This is a genomic window from Streptomyces sp. NPDC127108 (assembly GCF_042677545.1).
Taxonomy (GTDB): Bacteria; Actinomycetota; Actinomycetes; order Streptomycetales; family Streptomycetaceae; genus Streptomyces.
Map to the genome: position 1 here is coordinate 312,756 of NZ_JBHXTE010000003.1, position 19,501 is coordinate 332,256.

A 19,501-nucleotide genomic window follows, 5' to 3' on the forward strand; every position below is an offset into this window, starting at 1 on the left:
GGGCAAGCCCGCGTACGGCGCCCCCGCCCGACAAAGTGTCGCGTTCCCCGGCGGCCGCCAGACAGGACGCCCATGTCCCGTCCACGAAGTGGACATCTACCCTCGGCCCCATGACCCCTCAGCCAAACCCGCAGCTCGGCGCAGCCGTATCCGCCGCGGACCGCGCCCACGTGTTCCACTCCTGGTCCGCCCAGGACCTCATCACCCCGCTCGCCGTGGCCGGCGCGGAAGGCTCGTACTTCTGGGACTACGAGGGCAACCGGTACCTCGACTTCACCAGCGGACTCGTCTACACGAACATCGGCTACCAGCACCCGAAGGTCGTCGCCGCGATCCAGGAGCAGGCCGCGACGATGACGACGTTCGCGCCCGCCTTCGCCCTGGAGGCGCGCAGCGAGGCCGCCCGCCTCATCGCGGAGCGCACCCCCGGCGACCTGGACAAGATCTTCTTCACCAACGGCGGCGCGGAGGCCGTGGAGAACGCCACCCGGATGGCTCGGCTGCACACGGGCCGCCCGAAGGTCCTGTCCGCGTACCGCTCGTACCACGGCGCCACCGCCGCCGCGATCAACCTCACCGGTGACCCGCGCCGCTGGCCGTCCGACAACGGCTCGGCGGGCATCGTCCGCTTCTGGGCGCCGTTCCTCTACCGCTCGCCGTTCCACTCCGAGAACGAGGCCCAGGAGTGCGAGCGCGCGCTCGCGCACCTGGAGGACACCATCGCCTTCGAGGGTCCGGCGACGATCGCCGCGATCATCCTGGAGACGATCCCCGGCACCGCCGGGATCATGCCGCCGCCGCCCGGCTACCTCGCGGGCGTCCGCGAGCTGTGCGACCGGTACGGGATCGTGCTCGTCCTCGACGAGGTCATGGCGGGCTTCGGGCGTACGGGCAAGTGGTTCGCCGTCGACCACTACGAAGGCGTCGTCCCCGACCTGCTGACCTTCGCCAAGGGCGTGAACTCCGGGTACGTGCCGCTCGGCGGCGTCGCCATCTCCGGCGCCATCGCCGAGACCTTCGCCAAGCGGCCCTACCCGGGCGGGCTCACCTACTCCGGGCACCCGCTGGCCTGCGCGGCCGCCGTCGCGACGATCAACGTCATGGCGGACGAGGGCGTCGTCGAGCACGCCGCCCGCATGGGCGAGGACGTCATCGGGCCCGGGCTCCGGGAGCTGGCGGAGCGGCACCCGAGCGTGGGCGAGGTGCGCGGGGTCGGCATGTTCTGGGCCCTTGAGCTGGTACGGGACCGGGAGACCCGGGAGCCGCTCGTCCCCTACAACCCCGCGGGCGACGCGAACGCCCCCATGGCCGCGTTCGCCGCCGCCGCGAAGGCGCAGGGGCTCTGGCCGTTCGTGAACATGAACCGTACGCACGTGGTGCCGCCGTGCAACATCTCGGAACCCGAGGCGAAGGCCGGCCTCGCGGCCTTGGACGCGGCCCTCGACGCCGCCGACGCCCACGTGGCCTGACGCGGCCGCCGGGGCTGGGCGGGGTGAGCGTGTGGGCTCACCCCACCGCCCCCTGCCCCGCCGCTCCGCGGCGAACCTCGCTGTGGCAGCCCACCCCGCTGTGGGCAGCTGGGCCGCCAGGGGCGGCGCGGGTGGGCACAGCCCAGGTCGGCGGCAGCCGTAACGTGTGGGGCGGGGCACCCCGAGGGCGACGGCCCCCGCCGACGACGGTGACGTCGGTCATGGGGCAGGGGAACCCCGACCACGTAGTCTGACGTGCTCGTAAGTGACCAGAACTTACCCACGTCCGCGAGGACGCCCACGTCAGAGAAATGCGTAGGGGGAGGCCCACCACCATGCCCGGACCCGACGGCCCGGCCGTCATCCGCAGCACCCTGCGCCAGCAGATCGCCGACGCCCTGCGCGACGAGATCCTCGCGGGCCGCCTCGTGCCGGGCCAGGAGTTCACGGTGAAGGAGATAGCCGACCAGTACGGCGTCTCCGCGACCCCGGTCCGCGAGGCCCTGGTGAACCTCACGGCGCAGGGCCTCCTGGACTCGGTGCAGCACCGCGGCTTCCGCGTGCACGAGCACACGCTGGCCGACTACCGGGGCATGCTCCAGGCCAGAGGCCTCATCGCGGACGCCATCTTCCGCGAGGTGGCGACGACGGCGGCCCACCAGGCCGTACCGGCGGCGAGCTTCGTGTCCGTACGCCGCCGCGGCGAGGAGGCGGCCCGCGCGGCGGCCGCCGGCGACCTCACCGTCCTGATCGGCTACGACCTGCGCTTCTGGCGCGAACTGAGCGCCCTGTTCGGCAACGCCTACCTCTCGGACTTCCTGCACCGCCTGCGCGTCCAGTCCTGGGTGTGCGCGGTCCCGCACCTGCGCCGCGAGGTGGAGCGCGGCGGCGACCTGCGCGGCCGCCTCTGGTCCCGGCACCTGGACCTCGTGGAGGCCCTGACCTGCCGCGACGCCGTCCTCGCGCACGCGATCGTGGCGGAGTACAACGCCCACTCGCTGGAGCTCGTCGAGAGCCTGGCCGCCGCCGAGGGGCCGCGGAGCGGCGCCCGGCACGACCCCGGCCACGACCTCCCGCAGGGCCCCGCATGACCGTCGACCTCACCATCGTCGTCCCCGCCTACAACGAGGAACGCCGCCTCGCCCCCACCCTGGACGCGATCCGCGCCTACCTGGACGGAGCTGCCGCCGACACGGGGCGCCCGCAGTGGGAGCTGATCGTCGTCGACGACGGCTCCACGGACCGGACGGCGGAGATCGCCGCCGAGGCCGCCGCCGCGGACCCCCGGATCCAGCTCCTGCGCGGCGGCCGCAACCGGGGCAAGGGCCACGCCCTGCGCCAGGGCGTCCTCGCCTCGTACGGCCGTCGTGTGCTCGTCACGGACGCCGACCTGGCGGCTCCCATCGAGGAGCTGGAGGCCCTGGAGAAGGCGCTCGCCGACGGGCACGCCGCCGCCGTCGGCTCCCGCGCGCGGCCGGGCGCGACGATCGACGTCCACCAGCACCGGCTGCGCGAGCTGCTCGGCCGGGGCGGCAACTTCCTGATACGCACGGTCGCCGTCCCCGGGATCCGCGACACCCAGTGCGGGTTCAAGCTCTTCGACGGCGACCGCGCCCGCGCGGCCTTCGCCGCGTCCCGGCTCAGCGGCTGGGGCATCGACGTGGAGATCCTGCACCACTTCCGGCGGGAGGGCTGGCCGGTCGCCGAGGTCCCGGTGCGCTGGTCGCACCAGGAGGGCTCGAAGGTCAGGCCCGGCGACTACGTCCGGGTGCTCGCCGAGGTGTCCGCCCTCAAGATCCGCTCCGTGCGCCGCGCCGACCTCCTCGTCGCCGCCCTCTTCGTCGCCTTCGCGACGGTCCTGTACTCGTCCCGGTGGATATCCCCCGACCACCGCTACCTCCCGCACTCCCTCCAGGACCAGAACCAGTGGGAGTGGTTCTTCGAGGTCACGGCGCACAATCTGCGCCATCTGCAGAACCCCCTGTTCACCGATCTGCAGGGGTATCCCGACGGCGTGAACCTCATGGCCAACACGGTCATGCTCGGTCTTTCCGTCCCGCTCGCGCCCGTCACCTGGCTCTTCGGCCCGGCCGTCAGCCTCAATCTGGCGATGACCCTCGGCCTCGCCGCGACGGCCTTCGCCTGGTACTGGCTGATCGTCCGCCGTCTGGTACGCCACCGGGGCGCCGCCGCCCTCGGCGCGGCCCTCGCCGCCTTCGCGCCCCCGATGATCAGCCACGCGCACGCGCACCCGAACTTCATCGTGCTGTTCATGATCCCGCTGATCATCGACCGTGCGCTGCGCCTCTGCGAGGGCACGAACGTCGTACGGGACGGGGTGATCCTCGGGCTCTTCGCGACGTACCAGATCTTCCTCGGCGAGGAGCCGCTGCTGCTCGCCGCGATGGGCATGCTGCTGTTCACGGTGGCGTACGCGGTGGTGCGCCGCGATGTGGCACGTCGGGCCTGGCGCCCGCTGGCCCGGGGCATCGGCATCGGGCTCGCCGTCTGCCTGCCCCTGGTGGCCTTCCCGCTGTGGTGGCAGTTCTTCGGGCCGCAGAGCTACAAGAGCGTCCTGCACGGCGACAACGCGGGCAACAGCCCGCTGGCCCTGCTCTCCTTCGCCGAGCGCTCCCTCGCGGGCGACGCCGACACCGCGGCCTCCCTGTCCATGAACCCCACCGAGCAGAACGCCTTCTACGGCTGGCCGCTCGTCGTCCTCGCCCTGCTGATCGTGGTGTGGCTGTGGCGCGGCGCGGCGGTGAAGGCGCTCGCCTTCACGGCGGTCGCGGCGGCCTTCCTCTCCCTCGGTCCGAAGTTCCGCATCCCGCTGACCGACGTCGTGCTGTCGGGACCGTGGGCGCTGCTCTCCGACAAGCCGCTGTTCGAGTCGGTCATCGAGTCGCGGGTGGCGATGGTGTGCGCGCCCGCCCTCGGGATGCTGGTGGCACTCGCGGTGGGACGGCTCGTGGAGCGCGGGGCCGAGGGCCGGCCGATGTGGGGACGGCCCCTCCGGTACGCCGGACTCGCCGCCGTCGCCCTCGCCCTCGTCCCGCTCCTCCCGCTCCCCCTCCGGGCCGTCGACCGCACCGAGGTGCCCGCGTTCATCGCCGACGGCACCTGGAAGCGGTACGTCGACACGGCGTCCGGCGAGACCCTCGTACCGGTGCCGCTGCCCGACCCCGCCTACGCCGAGGCCCTGCACTGGCAGACCACCGCCGACCTGGGATTCCGGCTGCCCGGCGGCTACTTCAACGGACCCTGGGGCCCCGACCGCGTCGGCATCTACGGCGCCTCGCCCCGCAACACCTCCAACCTCCTGCGGGACGTGCGCAATTCGGGCCGGTCCGTGCGGATCACCGACGCCTGGCGGGAGGCCGCCCGGGTCGACCTGCGGTACTGGAAGGCGGGCCTCCTCGTCCTCGCGCCGCAGCCCGGCGACGCGGCGTTGCGCACGACGGTCGACGACCTCCTTGGACAGCGCGCAAAGTGGGTAGACGGGGTGTGGATCTGGGACGTGCACGGGGGAGGCTGAGCAGGCCCCGGTGCCACTACGCTGCCGGAACAACACGCACGGTAGCTGTGTACGCAGGAACCGTTCCACCGGCCCCATTCACCGACCCTAGGAGCATTTCTTGGCCTGCGACCTGTGGCTGGTCCCGCTCGTCGACGTGCTGTGCCACAGCCCCGACAACCCCTTCGCCGAGGAACTCGCCACGTACGACAAGGCGTTGGGCGACGCGGGACTGCCGGCGGTGCCCGTGTACGCGTACATGCCGGGGCTCTCCGGCGACGTGGCCCCGGTCGCGGGCTTCGACTACGACGCGCTGCACTTCCTGCGCCGCGCCTACCTCCTGAAGATCTGCGGCCTGGAGGTCACCCCCGTCGACGAGCTCGGCGGGGACTACGAACAGCTCCTGGAGATGTTCGACTCCACCGCCCAGCAGTCCCACCTGGTCTGGCACTACGACCACGCGGGCGCGTACGTCCCCGTGGACTTCCCCGCGCCCCTGTCCAACGACGAACTCCTCTCCGGCGGCGGCCCCCTGGGCTCCTCCCAGGCCCTCCTGCGCGAACTGGAATTCGTGGCCCCCGCCATCGGCATAGACCCGGCCAACCCCCCGCTCCCCCCGGCCCCGCCCCAGGCCCCCACCACCCTGGAAGAACCAGCCACCCCACCCCCGCACGACCCAAGCCCCTTCGCCCGCGAACGCCACGTCTGGCTGGGCCTCCACGCGGCGACGACGAGGAGCCTGGCGCAGGGTTCGATGATCATCTACAGCTGAGGGCCTGCGGCGCGGCTGCTTCCCTCGGCCCGCCCTGGGGATAAGTCAGCCCGTCCGGCGTTTGAGGACGAGGCGCGGAGCGCCGATCCGGGGGTCTGGGGGCGGAGCCCCCAGTTTCGGGAAGGGGCGGGATTGGGGAAGCCCCCGGCAGGGCCCCTACCTGGGCTCCGGCGGCCGCTGCCGAGGCATGTTCGGCCGGGCCCCGGGCGGCAACGGAAACCGCCCGGGCCCACCCCCGCCCTCCCGAGGCGCCCCGCCAGAACCCCCGGGCACGGCCCCCTGCATCACCAGCGCCGCGGGCCCACCCCGGAACTCCACCATCCAGTCGGCCGTCTCGGCCCGGACCAGCTCGGTCACGTCCTCGGTGAAGCGCCGCAACACCCCGAGACACCGCTCGGCCGCCTCACTGGCGGTCCCCTCCGTGGGCCCGAGCACCTCCCGCACGCTCTCCGAAGCCCAGTCGAACTGCAGCACCTGCAACCGCCGCTGCACGGCCTGCGCGGTGGCGACGTCCCGCATCCACCCGGAGGTGAGCCCGAAGAACCGGTCGCACCCCACGCACGCCACCCCGGCGAGCAGCGAAACGAATCCCCAGGTGGCCACACCCTCCGCGCCCCCGGCGAGATCGAGCAGCGGAAGCACCCCCGCCCCCGCGGCCCCGAGCGCCGCCCCGCCCCGCAGCAGCCGCGCCCCGAGCCGCTTGCGCGTGCGGTCGCGCAGATACCACCCGGCGGTGTCGAGCGCCCCCCGCTCCACCCACCGGTACAGCTCGTCGAGGCGCTCGGCGGGCTCTCCCCAGTCGCCCTGCGGAAACGACCGCCCCACCAGGTCACCGGGCGCCGCCCCGGGCATCCCCGCACCGGCCCCGTCCCCGTCGTGGGGCACCCCCTCAGGCTGCATCTCCGGCTGGTGGCTCACCCGGCACTCCCTCGGCTTCCGCATAGGTGGCGCAACGTAATTGGCTGGTGCCGCTGCGCGGCGTCCAGTCCTACCGCCCAATGGGTGGCTATGCGGCAGTTTTCGCGGCTTTTCCGCCCGGAAGGGGCGCTTGATCAGGTATAGGAGCTGGGGCAATCTCACCCGAAAGAGTGGCGGCCGGAGTGCTGGGGCGCGTGCGGCAGTGACCACGTAGGCTCGTGCCAGACGGGAAAATCCCGCCATACGGACCAGAGGAACCAGGAGCTGATCGTGATCCCCGGTGGTGGCCAGCCCAACATGCAGCAGCTGCTCCAGCAGGCCCAGAAGATGCAGCAGGACCTCGCCAAGGCGCAGGAGGAGCTCGCGCGGACCGAGGTCGAGGGCCAGGCGGGCGGCGGCCTCGTCAAGGCGACGGTCAACGGCTCGGGTGAGCTGCGCGGCCTCGTGATCGACCCGAAGGCGGTGGACCCCGACGACACGGAGACCCTCGCGGACCTGGTGGTGGCGGCGGTGCAGGCGGCGAACGAGAACGCCCAGGCGCTGCAGCAGCAGAAGCTGGGCCCCCTCGCCCAGGGTCTGGGCGGCGGCGGCATCCCCGGCCTGCCGTTCTGACAGCCGTTGCGGCCCGCGGTTCCCTTCTAAGTAAGCCGACGGCCAACTACGGTACGTACGAAAGCTCCCTGAGCCCCGAAGACTGAAGACCCGGCGATCCGAGCCCGGCGGCCGGAAACAGGAAGGCAATCCGTGTACGAAGGCGTGGTCCAGGACCTCATCGACGAACTGGGCAGGCTGCCCGGCGTCGGTCCCAAGAGCGCGCAGCGGATCGCCTTCCACATCCTCCAGGCCGAGCCCACCGACGTCCGTCGGCTCGCGCACGCCCTCCTCGAGGTCAAGGACAAGGTCCGCTTCTGCGCGACCTGCGGGAACGTCGCGCAGGAAGAGCTGTGCAACATCTGCCGCGACCCGCGCCGCGACCCCTCCGTCATCTGTGTGGTGGAGGAGCCGAAGGACGTCGTGGCGATCGAGCGGACCCGCGAGTTCCGCGGCCGGTACCACGTGCTCGGCGGCGCGATCAGCCCGATCGAGGGCGTCGGCCCGGACGACCTGCGGATAAGGGAACTCCTCGCGCGCCTCGCCGACGGCACGGTCACGGAGCTGATCCTGGCCACCGACCCGAACCTGGAGGGCGAGGCGACGGCGACGTACCTCGCGCGCATGATCAAGCCCATGGGCCTGAAAGTGACCCGACTGGCCAGCGGACTCCCGGTCGGGGGAGATCTGGAATACGCGGACGAGGTCACCCTGGGCCGCGCTTTCGAGGGGAGACGACTCCTAGATGTCTGACGCCACGCTGCACGCGATCACCCAGGACCCGGACGACTTCGCCGTCCAGATCTCGGACCAGATCGAGAGCTTCATCGTCGCGGTCACGGAGATCGCCAAGGGCGACGAGCCGGACTCGGCCGTCCCCTTCCTGCTCCTGGAGGTCTCCCAGCTGCTGCTCGCGGGCGGCCGCCTCGGCGCGCACGAGGACATCGTCCCCGACGAGCGCTACGAACCGGACCTCGGCCCGGAGGCGGACGTCGACGACCTCCGCGAGAGCCTGGCCCGGCTGCTCGACCCCATCGACGTCTACTCCGAGGTCTTCGACCCCTACGAGCCCCGCAAGGCCCCCGTCGCCTGCCGGATCTCCGACGACCTGGCCGACGTCCTCACCGACCTCCGCCACGGCCTCGCCCACTACCGCGAGGGCCGCACCACGGAGGCCCTGTGGTGGTGGCAGTTCTCCTACTTCTCCAACTGGGGCTCCACCGCGTCCGCCTCCCTGCGCGCCCTGCAGTCCCTGGTCGCGCACGTCCGGCTGAACCAGCCCCTTGAGGACCTCAACGGCCTGGACACCGACGAGGACCTGATGGAGGACGCCCTCGCAGAGGAGGCGGGCAAGGTCATGGCCGAGGAGATCGCGGGCCCGCTGGGGCTGCGCCCCGCGACCTAGGCGCGTGCTGGGAGTGGACCGGCGCCCGCCGGGTCACTCCCGGCCCACTCCCGGCAGGCCCTAGCGGACGACGTCGAAGACGTTCTTCTGCAGCCCGTTGGCGTAGGCCTCGTGCTCGACGAGCTTCAGCTTCTGGGTGTCCTTGTCCGTGCCGCTGAAGAGCCGCTTGCCCGCGCCGAGGAGGAGCGGGAAGACGAGCAGGTGGTAGCGGTCGATCAGGCCCGCGTCCGAGAGCGCCTGGTTCAGGGTGGCGCTGCCGTGGACGATGATCGGGCCGCCCTCGGTCTCCTTCAGCGCGGCGACCTCGTCGAGCGAGCGCAGGATCGTGGTCTCGCCCCAGTTCGTCACCAGGTCGTCCTCGGCGAGGGTCGTGGAGACGACGTACTTCGGCATCTGCTTGTAGTCGGCGAACTCCGCCATGTCGGGCCACACGGGGCTGAACGCCTCGTAGCTGGTCCGGCCGAGCAGTATCGCGGTGGCCTCGCCCTGTTCCCGGCCCTTGATCTCGAACGCCTCGGGCAGGAACTCGACGTCCTTGAAGGTCCACCCGGAGTTCCGGTAGCCGGGCTCGCCGCCCGGGGCCTCGACGACGCCGTCGAGCGAGATGAAAGCGGTGCTGATCAGAGTGCGCATCGAAGGTCCTCGGTAGCTCGGTCCGGAGGGTCCCGGACTCGGCGTCCGGTTCCCGGCATGATCTCTGACCTCTCAGACCGGGCGCCACGGAAAAACTCATCGGTAGTCGATCCCGGCGGCCACCGGCAGATGGTCGCTGCCGGTGGCGGGCAGCACCCAGGAGCCCTGCGCCCGCACGCCGCGGACCAGGATCTGGTCGATCCGGGCGATCGGGAACTTCGCCGGCCAGGTGAAGCCGAAGCCGCCCCCGGCCGTCTCCTGGGCCGAGTCCATCCGTGCGGTGAGGTCCCCGAACGCGCGGTCGTCCATGGTGCCGTTCAGGTCGCCGAGCAGCACCATCCGCTCGTTGCGCTCGGCCGCGACGGCCTCGGCGAGCGCCTTCGCCCCGCGGTCCCGGCTCTCGGTCGCGAAGCCGTCCCCGGGAACCACCCGCACGGACCCCAGGTGGGCCACGTACACCGCCAGCGGGCCCTGGTCCGTGGCCACCGTGGTGCGCAGCGCCCGGGTGGCCGCCAGCGTGACGTCGGCCGGTTTGGCGTCGCCCAGCGGCCCGACGTCCTGCTCGGTGTCGACCGGCCGGGTGTCCGACAGCGGCAGCTTGCTCCACAGCCCGACCGTGCCCTGGACCGTGTGGTGCGGATACGCCTTCGCCAGCGCCTTCTCGTACAGCGGCTTCGCCTGCGGGGTGATCTCCTCCAGGGCCAGTACGTCGGCGTCGGAGGCGGCCAGGTCGCGGGCGGTGCCCGCCGGGTCGGGGTTGTCGGCGCCGACGTTGTGGCTGACCACGGTGAGGTCGCCGCCCGCGTGGGACTTGTCGCCGAGCAGCCCGCCGAAGAGGTTCAGCCACACCGTGACGGGCAGCAGCAGCGCGCACAGCGCGGCGGCGGAGCGGCGCCAGAGCGCCCCGGCGAGGAGCACGGGGACGAACAGGCCGAACCACGGCAGGAAGGTCTCCACCAGGCTGCCGACGTTCCCGATCCGGTTCGGTATCCGCGCGTGCAGGAGCAGGAACAGGCCGAGCAGCAGCGCGAGGGCCGTGAGGAGGGGGCCGCGCTTCCAGGGGTCCGGCCGGGAGCAGGCGCGCTTCGCCCGGTGGAGGGCGGTGCGCCAGGGCGGGGCGGCGGTGCTGGTCCGGGTGCCGGTGCCGGTGCCGGTGTTCGTGTCTGTGCCGGTGTCTGTGGCTGTGTTCGTGATGGTGCTGGTCACTGCCGTGTCCTCGGGTCCTCGGTGGGGTCGGCGTACATGCGCGGGCAGCCCTCGTCGGTGGCCTCGGTGCGCAGTTCGTAGTGCCACGCTTCGTTGCGGTAGATCTGGCACAGCCCGTACGCGGCGCCGTGCTCGGACAGCCACTCCTGGGCGTCGGAGTCCCCGATGTCGACCGCGTCGCCCGCCACGTGCGGCGACGTCGACGGGGTGGCCACCCAGCGGGCGGCCTCGTCCTTCGAGCCGTACTTGGCGATGGCCTCGCGCAGGAGCTGGTTCTGGTAGTCCGGGGAGCGCCAGCCGCTGTTGACGTAGAAGTCGACGTCGTCGTCCGCGGCGTCCCCCGCCGCCTCGCGGAGGGCGCCGCGCAGGTCCGCGTCGAGCTTGGCCACGGCCGGTATCCCGTCGTCGTAGACCGTCACGTGGTCGGGGACGACACCGTCGGACTCGTCGAGCTGACCGCGGACCTCACCGCGAGCAGCGCCGTTCGGGGACGCCCCGGAGGAGGCCGGGGGCGGCAGCCAGGACGAGGAAGAAGAGGAAGAGGATCGCTGCGTCTGCTGGACGAGGATCGCGGTGGCCACCGTTATGGCCACTAACAGGCCGATGACGAGGAGCGGTCGGATGCGAGGGGGCGGGCGGTGGGACATGCGCGCCGACGGCGGGGTTCGAGTCATACCGCCAGTGAAGGAAGCGCGGTGTTGCCGCCGGGTATGCGGTTTTTGATATGCCGACGATATGCGGCGGCTTGTAGCGTCGATGTCATGCGTGTGCTGATCGTCGAGGACGAGCCCTATCTGGCGGAGGCCATCCGCGACGGCCTGCGTCTGGAGGCGATCGCGGCCGACATCGCGGGCGACGGCGACACCGCCCTGGAGCTCCTGAGCGTCAACGCGTACGACATCGCCGTACTGGACCGTGACGTGCCCGGTCCTTCCGGCGACGAGATCGCCAGGCGCATCGTCGCCTCCGGCAGCGGCATGCCCGTCCTCATGCTCACCGCGGCCGACCGGCTCGACGACAAGGCGTCCGGGTTCGAACTCGGCGCCGACGACTACCTCACGAAACCCTTCGAGCTCAGGGAACTCGCGCTCAGGCTCAGGGCCCTCGACCGCAGGCGCGCCCACAACAGGCCGCCGGTGCAGGAGATCGCGGGGCTGCGCCTCGACCCGTTCCGTCGCGAGGTCTACCGCGACGACCGCTACGTCGCCCTCACCCGCAAGCAGTTCGCGGTCCTCGAAGTCCTCGTCGCCGCCGGAGGCGGTGTCGTCAGCGCCGAGGAGCTCCTGGAGCGCGCGTGGGACGAGAACGCCGACCCGTTCACCAACGCCGTGCGCATCACCGTCTCGGCGCTGCGCAAGCGGCTCGGCGAACCCTGGGTCATCGCCACGGTGCCGGGTGTCGGCTACCGCATCGACGCGCAGCCCGGCGCCGGGCATGGGGGCGGCGGCCGTGGATAGGCGGCCCGGCCTGAGCGTCCGCCTCAAGCTCACCCTCAGCTACGCCGGGTTCGTCATGCTCGCGGGGGCGCTGCTGATCGGCGCCGCGGGGTTCTTCCTGCTGCGCCAGGGATGGTTGGGGACCAACGATCAGGGGGCGTGGAGAAAGGGTCCGGGGACCGAGCTCGTGCGCGGCTTCGGGCCGACGGCGGCCGCGGTCATGGTGTTCCTTCTGGTCTTCGGGCTCGTGGGCGGATGGTTCCTCGCCGGCCGCATGCTCTCCCCTCTGACTCGCATCACGGACGCCACCCGCGTGGCCACCGACGGATCCCTCTCCCACCGCATCCGGCTGCCCGGCCGCAAGGACGAGTTCCGCGAACTCGCCGACGCCTTCGACACGATGCTGGAACGCCTCGAAGCGCACGTCGGCGAACAGCGGAGGTTCGCCGCCAACGCCTCGCACGAACTGCGCACCCCGCTCGCCGTCTCCAAGACGCTGCTCGACGTGGCCCGCACCGACCCCGACCACGACCGGGGCGAGATCATCGACCGCCTCCGCACCGTCAACACCCGGGCCATCGACCTCACCGAGGCCCTGCTCCTGCTCAGCCGAGCCGACCAGCGCTCCTTCACCCGGGAACACGTCGACCTGTCCCTCATGGCGGAGGAGGCCACCGAGACGCTCCTGCCCCTCGCGGAGAAGCGCGGCGTCGCCCTGGAGACCTCCGGCGACATCACCCCCACGACCGGATCGCAGGCGCTCCTGCTCCAGCTGACCACGAACCTCGTGCACAACGCGATCGTCCACAACCTGCCCCGACACGGCACCGTCTGGGTCACCACCGGCCTCCGCCCGAGGACCGTGGCGCTCACCGTCGAGAACACCGGCGAGAAGCTTTCCGCCGAGCTGGCCGCGACCCTCACCGAACCCTTCCAGCGCGGCGCCGAACGCCTGCACGCCACCGACCACGCGGGCCTCGGCCTGGGCCTCGCCATCGTCAAGACCATCACCCACGCGCACGACGGCACCCTGACCCTCGCTCCGCGCCCCGACGGGGGGCTCCGCGTCACGGTGGAGCTGCCGAGGGGGCCGGAGCCGAAGGCCGTACCGCCCGTGTGACGCGTCCCACTTTCCGGAGTGTCCCGGTCCGCAGCGGGCAGAGGACTCCCCGGAGCGGCCGGAGGACAGGGAGCCACCGTGTTGATCAAGGCGTGAGCGGGGCATCTCACGATCTGATACTCGCGGGGCGGAATTCGGCCGCTCGTTAGACTGAGCCGACCGCAGTGATGCGGAACGAGACGGACTGAGCGAGGAGCGCACGTGGGCCTTGTCGTGCAGAAGTACGGAGGCTCCTCCGTAGCCGATGCCGAGGGCATCAAGCGGGTCGCCAAGAGGATCGTCGACGCCAAGAAGAACGGCCACCAGGTCGTTGTCGTGGTGTCGGCGATGGGTGACACGACGGATGAGCTGATCGATCTCGCCGGGCAGGTATCGCCGATCCCTGCCGGGCGCGAATTCGACATGCTGCTGACCGCCGGAGAGCGGATCTCCATGGCCCTGCTGGCCATGGCGATCAAAAACCTGGGCCACGCCGCCCAGTCGTTCACGGGCAGCCAGGCCGGTGTCATCACCGACTCGGTTCACAACAAAGCGCGCATCATCGATGTCACGCCCGGCCGCATCCGGACCTCGATCGACGAGGGCAACATCGCCATCGTCGCCGGGTTCCAGGGCGTCAGCCAGGAGGGCAAGAACATCACCACGCTGGGCCGCGGCGGTTCCGACACCACCGCTGTCGCCCTCGCCGCCGCGCTCGACGCGGAGGTCTGCGAGATCTACACGGACGTCGACGGTGTGTTCACCGCCGACCCGCGCGTCGTGAAGAAGGCGCGGAAGATCGAGTGGATCTCGTTCGAGGACATGCTGGAGCTCGCCAGCTCCGGGTCCAAGGTGCTGCTCCACCGCTGTGTGGAGTACGCCCGCCGATACAACATCCCGATCCACGTGCGCTCGTCCTTCAGCGGACTGCAGGGCACCTGGGTCAGCAACGAACCGCAAGGGGACCGCAAGGTGGAGCAGGCCATCATCTCCGGTGTCGCGCACGACACGTCCGAGGCCAAGATCACGGTCGTGGGCGTCCCGGACAAGCCGGGCGAGGCCGCGTCGATCTTCCGGGCGATCGCCGACGCCGAGGTCAACATCGACATGGTCGTGCAGAACGTCTCGGCCGCCTCGACGGGCCTGACCGACATCTCCTTCACGCTGCCGAAGACCGAGGGCCGCAAGGCCATCGACGCGCTGGAGAAGACCCGGGCCCAGGTCGGCTTCGACTCCCTGCGCTACGACGACCAGATCGCGAAGATCTCGCTCGTCGGCGCCGGCATGAAGACCAACCCCGGAGTCACGGCGACCTTCTTCGAGGCGCTGAGCGACGCGGGCGTGAACATCGAGCTGATCTCGACGTCCGAGATCCGCATCTCCGTGGTCACCCGCGCCGACGACGTGAACGAGGCCGTGCGCGCCGTGCACACCGCCTTCGGCCTCGACTCGGACTCCGACGAGGCCGTGGTCTATGGGGGCACCGGGCGATGAACCGCAAGCCGACGCTCGCGGTCGTCGGAGCGACCGGGGCCGTCGGCACGGTGATGCTCCAGATCCTGTCGCAGCACGCCGACATCTGGGGCGAGATCCGACTCGTCGCCTCACCGCGCTCGGCCGGCCGCAAGCTGGCCGTGCGCGGTGCGGAGGTCGAGGTCCTCGCGCTGAGCGAGGACGTCTTCGACGGCGTGGACGTCGCCATGTTCGACGTCCCCGTCGACGTGGCCGAGCAGTGGGCGCCCATCGCCGCGTCGCGCGGCGTCGTGGTCGTCGACAACTCCGCCGCCTTCCGGATGGACCCGGACGTCCCGCTGGTCGTGCCCGAGGTCAATCCGCACGCGGCCCGGCTCCGGCCCCGGGGCATCGTGGCCAACCCCAACTGCACCACCCTGTCGATGATCGTCGCCCTCGGCGCCCTGCACGCCGAGTTCGGCCTGCGCGAGCTGATCGTCTCCTCGTACCAGGCGGTGAGCGGGGCCGGGAAGGACGGCATCGACACCCTGCGGCGGCAGCTGAGGCTCGTCGCGGGCTCGGAGCTCGGCACCGGCCCCGGTGACGTCCGCCGGGCCGTGGGCGACGACACCGGGCCCTTCCCCGAGCCCGTCGCGCTGAACGTCGTGCCGTGGGTCGGCGCGCTCCGCGAGGACGGCTGGTCCTCGGAGGAGATGAAGGTGCGCGACGAGTCCCGCAAGATCCTCGGCCTGCCCGACCTGAAGGTCGCCGTCACCTGTGTCCGCGTCCCCGTCGTCACCACCCACTCGGTGACGGTGCACGCGCGCTTCGAGGACGAGGTGACCGTGGCGCACGCCCGCGAGATCCTGGCGACCGCGCCGGGGGTCGTGCTGTTCGACGACCCCGCCGCCGGTGAGTTCCCGACCCCCGCCGACGCCACGGGCACCGACCCGACGTGGGTCGGACGGCTGCGCCGCGCCCTCGACGACCCGACGGCGCTCGAACTCTTCGTGTGCGGGGACAACTTGCGCAAGGGCGCGGCCCTGAACACCACGCAGATCGCGGAGCTGATCGCGGGCGAGTTCACAGGCGGCGGCTGAGGGGAGCGGCACGGGGCGGAGGAGTCGTCGTCCCCGGAGCAGCGGAGGCGTCGCTTCCGTCGTCGTAAGGGCCGCCCGGAGCGGAACGCCCTGTAGGAACTGTGTAAGTTCTGTGTTCAATCCGATGGTCCAGACCGCTTGAACTGGGGCGTCTCCGCGTTCGAAGATTCGGCTTCCGCGTCGTGCAACCGCGACGGCGTGGCGCGCGTCTTCGCCGTCGCCCTCCAGTGGGCGGCCTGAAGTGCTGCGAAAAAGAATATGGGGCATAGGGGAAGAGCTGGTACGCATGGGGGCTTTTGATGCATCGTCGCGAGCGGTTCCCGCAGCCGCGGCGCACGCCGCGACCGCGGCGCCTGCGGCCTGCACCGGGCAGGCGATGCGGAACGCCACACCCGACGCGTACAACCCTGATGGGGGGAAGCGTGTCAAACAGGCGTGGCAGAGGTACTGGACTTCACAGCAGCGAGCGGCGCGGTGGCCTTGCGACCGCCCCGGCGCCCGCGCGTACCCGGCGGCATGCCGGTGATCGCCCCCATGCCCGCAGCGCGGCCCGCCCGCATCCCGACTCAGCGCGAGGGCGATGAGTTGAGCGTGACCGCGGGCACCACCGTCGACCATCTCACCGAGACCTACCGCGCCCACTACAGGTCGCTGCTCGGCCTCGCGGCGCTGCTCCTGGACGACACCGCCTCCTGCGAGGACGTCGTGCAGGAGGCGTTCATCCGCGTGCACTCCGCGCGCAAGCGCGTGCGCGACCCCGAGAAGACCCTCGCCTACCTCCGCCAGACCGTCGTCAACCTCTCCCGGTCCGCGCTGCGCCGCCGCATCCTCGGCCTGAAGCTGCTCACCAAGCCGATGCCGGACATGGCGAGCGCCGAAGAGGGCGCGTACGACCTCCTGGAGCGCGACGAACTCATCAAGGCCATGCGCGGCCTGCAGCGCCGCCAGCGCGAGGTCCTCGTCCTGCGGTACTTCGCCGACATGACCGAGGCCCAGGTCGCCGAGACCCTCGGGATATCCCTCGGCTCGGTCAAGGCGTACGGCTCGCGGGGCATCGCCGCCCTGCGCGTCGCCATGGAGGCCCCGGCATGACGGACAGGGGACACCAGGGCAAGGGCACGGCGGCCGAGGGCGGCGCGCCCGAGGAGCGGGACGTGCTCGCGCGCGGGGACGTGCGCGAGAAGCGGAGGACGCGGGACGCGCCGGAGAAGCGCGGTGCGTCGGACAAGCGCGGTGCGTCGGACAAGCGCGGTGCTTCGGACAAGCGTGGTTTGACGGACCGGCGCGGGACCCCGGACAAGCGCGGGGCCTTGGACAGGGCTGGCGCGCGGGACAAGAAGCAGAGCACGCTGGACAAGAAGCAGAGCACGCTGGACAAGCGGAGCTCGCTGACCAAGCCGAGTACGCGCGGCGCCCCGGCCGAGCCGGGCGCGCGGAGCTCGCTGGAGAAGCCGAGCGCGCTGGACGAGCGGGACATGTACGAAGAGCGGGACGCCGGGCGCGCCCGCGGGCAAGACGCTGGGAACGGAACTGTGAAGCACGGGCCGAGCGGCAAGGGCCGCCCCGACCGCGGACTCGGTGTACTCGGCCTGATCGTGAGCGAATCCGGCGACGGCCCGCAGGAGGGCGCGTCGAGCGACGGCCCCGCCCGCGGCGGCGGCCCGGGCGGCAGCGCCCAGGGCAGTGGCGCGGCCGGAGGCTCGGGCGGCGGTCCGCGCGGGACGGGCCCGGGCGGCGGCTCCGGCTCCGGTGGCTCCGGCGGCGGCCCCTTCGGTGGCGGCCCGTTCGGCGGCGACGACTCCCACGACCCCGACGACGCCAACGACCCCGACGGTCTGCACGGCGACGAACTCGCGCTGCGGCGCCTGCTCCAGCAGGCCGTCCAGGAGATCCAGCCGGGCGACGCCGCCCTGGAGCGGCTGCGGCACGCGGTGCCCGCGCGCCGCGCCCGCAAGCGCCAGGCCCTCGTCGGCATGGCGGCCGCGGCGCTCCTCGTCGGCACGGCCATCCCGGCCCTCGTGCACGTCGCCGGTTCCGGCGGCGACTCCGACGCGCGGCCCTCCATCATCGGCGCGGGCAGCAACCAGCCCAGCCAGGGCGACACCGGCGGCAGCAAGGACCGCGGTGAGCACGGCAAGGGCGACAAGGTCAAGGACAAGGAAGACAAGAAGGACAAGAAGGAAGAGAAGGACAAGGAGGGGAAGGGCAAGGACGGCAAGGACAAGGACGGCAAGCAGGGCGGCGCCACCGGTGGCCCCGACCCGACGGACGACGACACGGACGCCGTGTCCTCGCCCAGCTGCGACGCCGCCCAGCTCGGCGCCACGGGCTCCGTCGCCCCCGCCGAGGCCAACGGCACGGTCTACGGCACCTTCCGGATCTCCAACACCTCCGGCAACAGCTGCACCGTGAACTCGGCCGGCAGCGTCAACGCCGCCGCCCTGGGCGCCGCCGACCAGTCGAACGTCAACGTCGTCGACCACACGGCGGGCGACGCCGCGACCGGCCTGCCCGACCCGGCGCAGGAGTCCAGTGCTCTCGTCCTGAAGCCCGGCGCCTCGTACGAAGTGCGGTTCGCCTTCGTCCCCTCGGGGACCTGTCCGTCCGACGGCGGCGACCCCTCGCCCAACCCCACGCCCAGCGACAGCGGCGGCGGCAACGGCGGCAGCGGCTCCGAGAGCGGCGCGCCGGACGGCACGACGACGCAGCTGGTCCGCGAGGAGGGCACGGAGGACGGCAAGGTCGCCGTGTCCCTGACGGCCGAGCCGGGCTCGCCCTCCGCGGGCGCGACGGTGCCCAACGCGTGTGCGGGGACCGTGTACAAGACCGGGGTGCTCGCGGCGCAGTGACGCGCGCGTGGCGTGGTGACACGTGCCGCGAGATCCTTCGGGCCCTTTGGCCCCGCTAGCGGAGGCCTCGGCGGCGTCCGGGGCCGGTCACGCCTCCGTGGCGTCCGGTACGAGCCCCAGCTCGGCGTCCCGCGCGAACTCCCGCTCGCGCCGGAACAGCCGGAACCACATGAACACCAGGAAGCCCGCGAAGACGAACCACTCGCCGGTGTAGCCGAGGTTCTGGAAGGCCTTCATGTCCAGGCCCGAGTCCTCCGGGGCCGTCGCCGGGACCGGCTTCAGCGGCCCCGTGCCCCGGTCGAGCGTGACCCACGCGTCGTACAGGTCGTCCGGGACCATGTTCACCAGCGACGCCGCGCTGATCATGCCCACCTGGCCGGACGGCAGCCCGCCCGCCGTGGTCACGCCGTTCGAGCTCGGGCTCTCCGAGGCCTGGAGCGCGCCGGTGACCGTGACCTCGCCCTTCGGCGGCGCCGGGGCCTTCTTCGCGTCCGCCGTCCCCGGCAGCCAGCCCCGCACCACCGGCAGCGACCTGCCGCCGTCGGTGCGCAGCATCGTCAGGACGTAGTACCCGCTCTTGTCGTCCAACTCCCGGTCCGGCACGAGCAGTTGCCTGCCCCACCGGCCGGTCGCCGTCGCCTTCTCGCCCGAGGTCCTCTTGTCCACCGGCAGCAGCGAGGCCAGCGGCCGGGCGGCGCCCGTGTCCGTCGTCGCCTGCTGCTCGGCGTCCTTGTGGTCCTGTACGCGGTCCTCGAAGCGGGTGAGCTGCCAGGAGCCCATGAAGAGGCACACGGGGATCGTCAGCGCGACGAAGAGGTTGATGCCCCACCAGCGGGGCGTCAGCAGGAACCGGTACACACCCCCCACGGTACGGGGCGCCTCGCGGCGGGCCTGCGCCCGGGGTGGGTGTCCCGTACGGGTGGGACGGTCCGCCCCCGATCGGCGCTCCGCGCCTCGTCCTCAAACGCCGGACAGGCTTTTTCTCCCACCCACCCGCCCGAACTTGCACCAGCTGAGCAACAGCCCGGCACATTTCAGCCCGTCCGGCGTTTGAGGA

Annotated in this window: 18 protein-coding genes; 13 read left to right on the forward strand and 5 right to left on the reverse strand. The window is 71.9% G+C overall.

Annotated features, from left to right (window positions below):
* Positions 1 to 110: 110 nt before the first annotated feature.
* The 4 genes from ACFVHO_RS04515 (at position 111) to ACFVHO_RS04530 (ending at position 5,755) form a co-directional block, all read left to right on the forward strand.
* Positions 111 to 1,469, forward strand: a complete 1,359-nt coding sequence (locus tag ACFVHO_RS04515; RefSeq protein WP_385710034.1) for an aspartate aminotransferase family protein — start codon at positions 111 to 113, stop codon at positions 1,467 to 1,469.
* A 335-nt stretch (positions 1,470 to 1,804) separates the two neighbouring features.
* Complete coding sequence (locus ACFVHO_RS04520; RefSeq protein WP_385710036.1) at positions 1,805 to 2,560, forward strand: GntR family transcriptional regulator; 756 nt, start codon at positions 1,805 to 1,807, stop codon at positions 2,558 to 2,560.
* Positions 2,557 to 5,004 (forward strand): dolichyl-phosphate beta-glucosyltransferase, encoded by a 2,448-nt coding sequence (locus ACFVHO_RS04525; RefSeq protein WP_385710039.1) that lies wholly within the window; start codon positions 2,557 to 2,559, stop codon positions 5,002 to 5,004. The genes ACFVHO_RS04520 and ACFVHO_RS04525 overlap by 4 nt, the downstream gene beginning before the upstream one ends.
* Positions 5,005 to 5,104: 100 nt before the next feature.
* Positions 5,105 to 5,755: a hypothetical protein gene (locus ACFVHO_RS04530; RefSeq protein ID WP_190117960.1), complete on the forward strand. Its 651-nt coding sequence runs from the start codon at positions 5,105 to 5,107 to the stop codon at positions 5,753 to 5,755.
* Between the two features lie 156 nt (positions 5,756 to 5,911).
* On the opposite strand, the gene ACFVHO_RS04535 is transcribed toward ACFVHO_RS04530, so the two are convergent.
* Positions 5,912 to 6,655 carry an SLATT domain-containing protein gene (locus ACFVHO_RS04535; protein ID WP_385710115.1) on the reverse strand — a complete coding sequence of 248 codons (744 nt, stop codon included), beginning with the start codon at positions 6,653 to 6,655 and terminating at the stop codon, positions 5,912 to 5,914.
* 288 nt (positions 6,656 to 6,943) lie between these two features.
* On the opposite strand from ACFVHO_RS04535, the gene ACFVHO_RS04540 reads away from it, so the two are divergent.
* The 3 genes from ACFVHO_RS04540 to ACFVHO_RS04550 all read left to right on the forward strand — a co-directional run bounded on the left by ACFVHO_RS04540 (position 6,944) and on the right by ACFVHO_RS04550 (position 8,669).
* Positions 6,944 to 7,285, forward strand: coding sequence for a YbaB/EbfC family nucleoid-associated protein (locus tag ACFVHO_RS04540; protein ID WP_087885156.1), 342 nt, complete (start codon positions 6,944 to 6,946; stop codon positions 7,283 to 7,285).
* A gap of 132 nt (positions 7,286 to 7,417) precedes the next feature.
* On the forward strand, positions 7,418 to 8,017 hold the full coding sequence (recR, locus tag ACFVHO_RS04545) for a recombination mediator RecR (protein WP_016638709.1): 600 nt from the start codon (positions 7,418 to 7,420) through the stop codon (positions 8,015 to 8,017).
* On the forward strand, positions 8,010 to 8,669 hold the full coding sequence (locus ACFVHO_RS04550; protein ID WP_385710042.1) for a DUF5063 domain-containing protein: 660 nt from the start codon (positions 8,010 to 8,012) through the stop codon (positions 8,667 to 8,669). The genes recR and ACFVHO_RS04550 overlap by 8 nt, the downstream gene beginning before the upstream one ends.
* A 60-nt stretch (positions 8,670 to 8,729) precedes the next feature.
* Here ACFVHO_RS04550 and ACFVHO_RS04555 read toward each other — a convergent pair whose 3' ends face one another.
* The 3 genes from ACFVHO_RS04555 to ACFVHO_RS04565 all read right to left on the reverse strand — a co-directional run bounded on the left by ACFVHO_RS04555 (position 8,730) and on the right by ACFVHO_RS04565 (position 11,182).
* Complete coding sequence (locus ACFVHO_RS04555) at positions 8,730 to 9,302, reverse strand: dihydrofolate reductase family protein (protein WP_385710045.1); 573 nt, start codon at positions 9,300 to 9,302, stop codon at positions 8,730 to 8,732.
* Between the two features lie 96 nt (positions 9,303 to 9,398).
* Entirely contained in the window at positions 9,399 to 10,508 is a 1,110-nt protein-coding gene (locus ACFVHO_RS04560; RefSeq protein WP_385710047.1) for an endonuclease/exonuclease/phosphatase family protein, read from the reverse strand.
* A complete protein-coding gene (locus ACFVHO_RS04565) occupies positions 10,505 to 11,182 on the reverse strand; it encodes a M15 family metallopeptidase (RefSeq protein WP_385710050.1) in 678 nt (225 codons plus the stop codon). Before ACFVHO_RS04565 ends, ACFVHO_RS04560 begins: the two co-directional genes overlap by 4 nt.
* Positions 11,183 to 11,269: 87 nt before the next feature.
* On the opposite strand from ACFVHO_RS04565, the gene ACFVHO_RS04570 reads away from it, so the two are divergent.
* The 6 genes from ACFVHO_RS04570 to ACFVHO_RS04595 all read left to right on the forward strand — a co-directional run bounded on the left by ACFVHO_RS04570 (position 11,270) and on the right by ACFVHO_RS04595 (position 18,444).
* On the forward strand, positions 11,270 to 11,965 hold the full coding sequence (locus ACFVHO_RS04570) for a response regulator transcription factor (RefSeq protein ID WP_385710052.1): 696 nt from the start codon (positions 11,270 to 11,272) through the stop codon (positions 11,963 to 11,965).
* A complete protein-coding gene (locus tag ACFVHO_RS04575) occupies positions 11,958 to 13,064 on the forward strand; it encodes a sensor histidine kinase (protein WP_385710055.1) in 1,107 nt (368 codons plus the stop codon). The genes ACFVHO_RS04570 and ACFVHO_RS04575 overlap by 8 nt, the downstream gene beginning before the upstream one ends.
* 201 nt (positions 13,065 to 13,265) lie before the next feature.
* Positions 13,266 to 14,537 (forward strand): aspartate kinase, encoded by a 1,272-nt coding sequence (locus tag ACFVHO_RS04580; protein ID WP_289947889.1) that lies wholly within the window; start codon positions 13,266 to 13,268, stop codon positions 14,535 to 14,537.
* Positions 14,534 to 15,595, forward strand: a complete 1,062-nt coding sequence (locus tag ACFVHO_RS04585; protein WP_385710058.1) for an aspartate-semialdehyde dehydrogenase — start codon at positions 14,534 to 14,536, stop codon at positions 15,593 to 15,595. The genes ACFVHO_RS04580 and ACFVHO_RS04585 overlap by 4 nt, the downstream gene beginning before the upstream one ends.
* Positions 15,596 to 16,030: 435 nt before the next feature.
* Entirely contained in the window at positions 16,031 to 16,687 is a 657-nt protein-coding gene (locus ACFVHO_RS04590) for a SigE family RNA polymerase sigma factor (RefSeq protein WP_380842537.1), read from the forward strand.
* Positions 16,684 to 18,444 carry a hypothetical protein gene (locus ACFVHO_RS04595; protein ID WP_385710060.1) on the forward strand — a complete coding sequence of 587 codons (1,761 nt, stop codon included), beginning with the start codon at positions 16,684 to 16,686 and terminating at the stop codon, positions 18,442 to 18,444. Before ACFVHO_RS04590 ends, ACFVHO_RS04595 begins: the two co-directional genes overlap by 4 nt.
* 87 nt (positions 18,445 to 18,531) lie before the next feature.
* Here ACFVHO_RS04595 and ACFVHO_RS04600 read toward each other — a convergent pair whose 3' ends face one another.
* Complete coding sequence (locus tag ACFVHO_RS04600; RefSeq protein ID WP_385710062.1) at positions 18,532 to 19,302, reverse strand: SURF1 family protein; 771 nt, start codon at positions 19,300 to 19,302, stop codon at positions 18,532 to 18,534.
* Positions 19,303 to 19,501 lie beyond the last annotated feature (199 nt).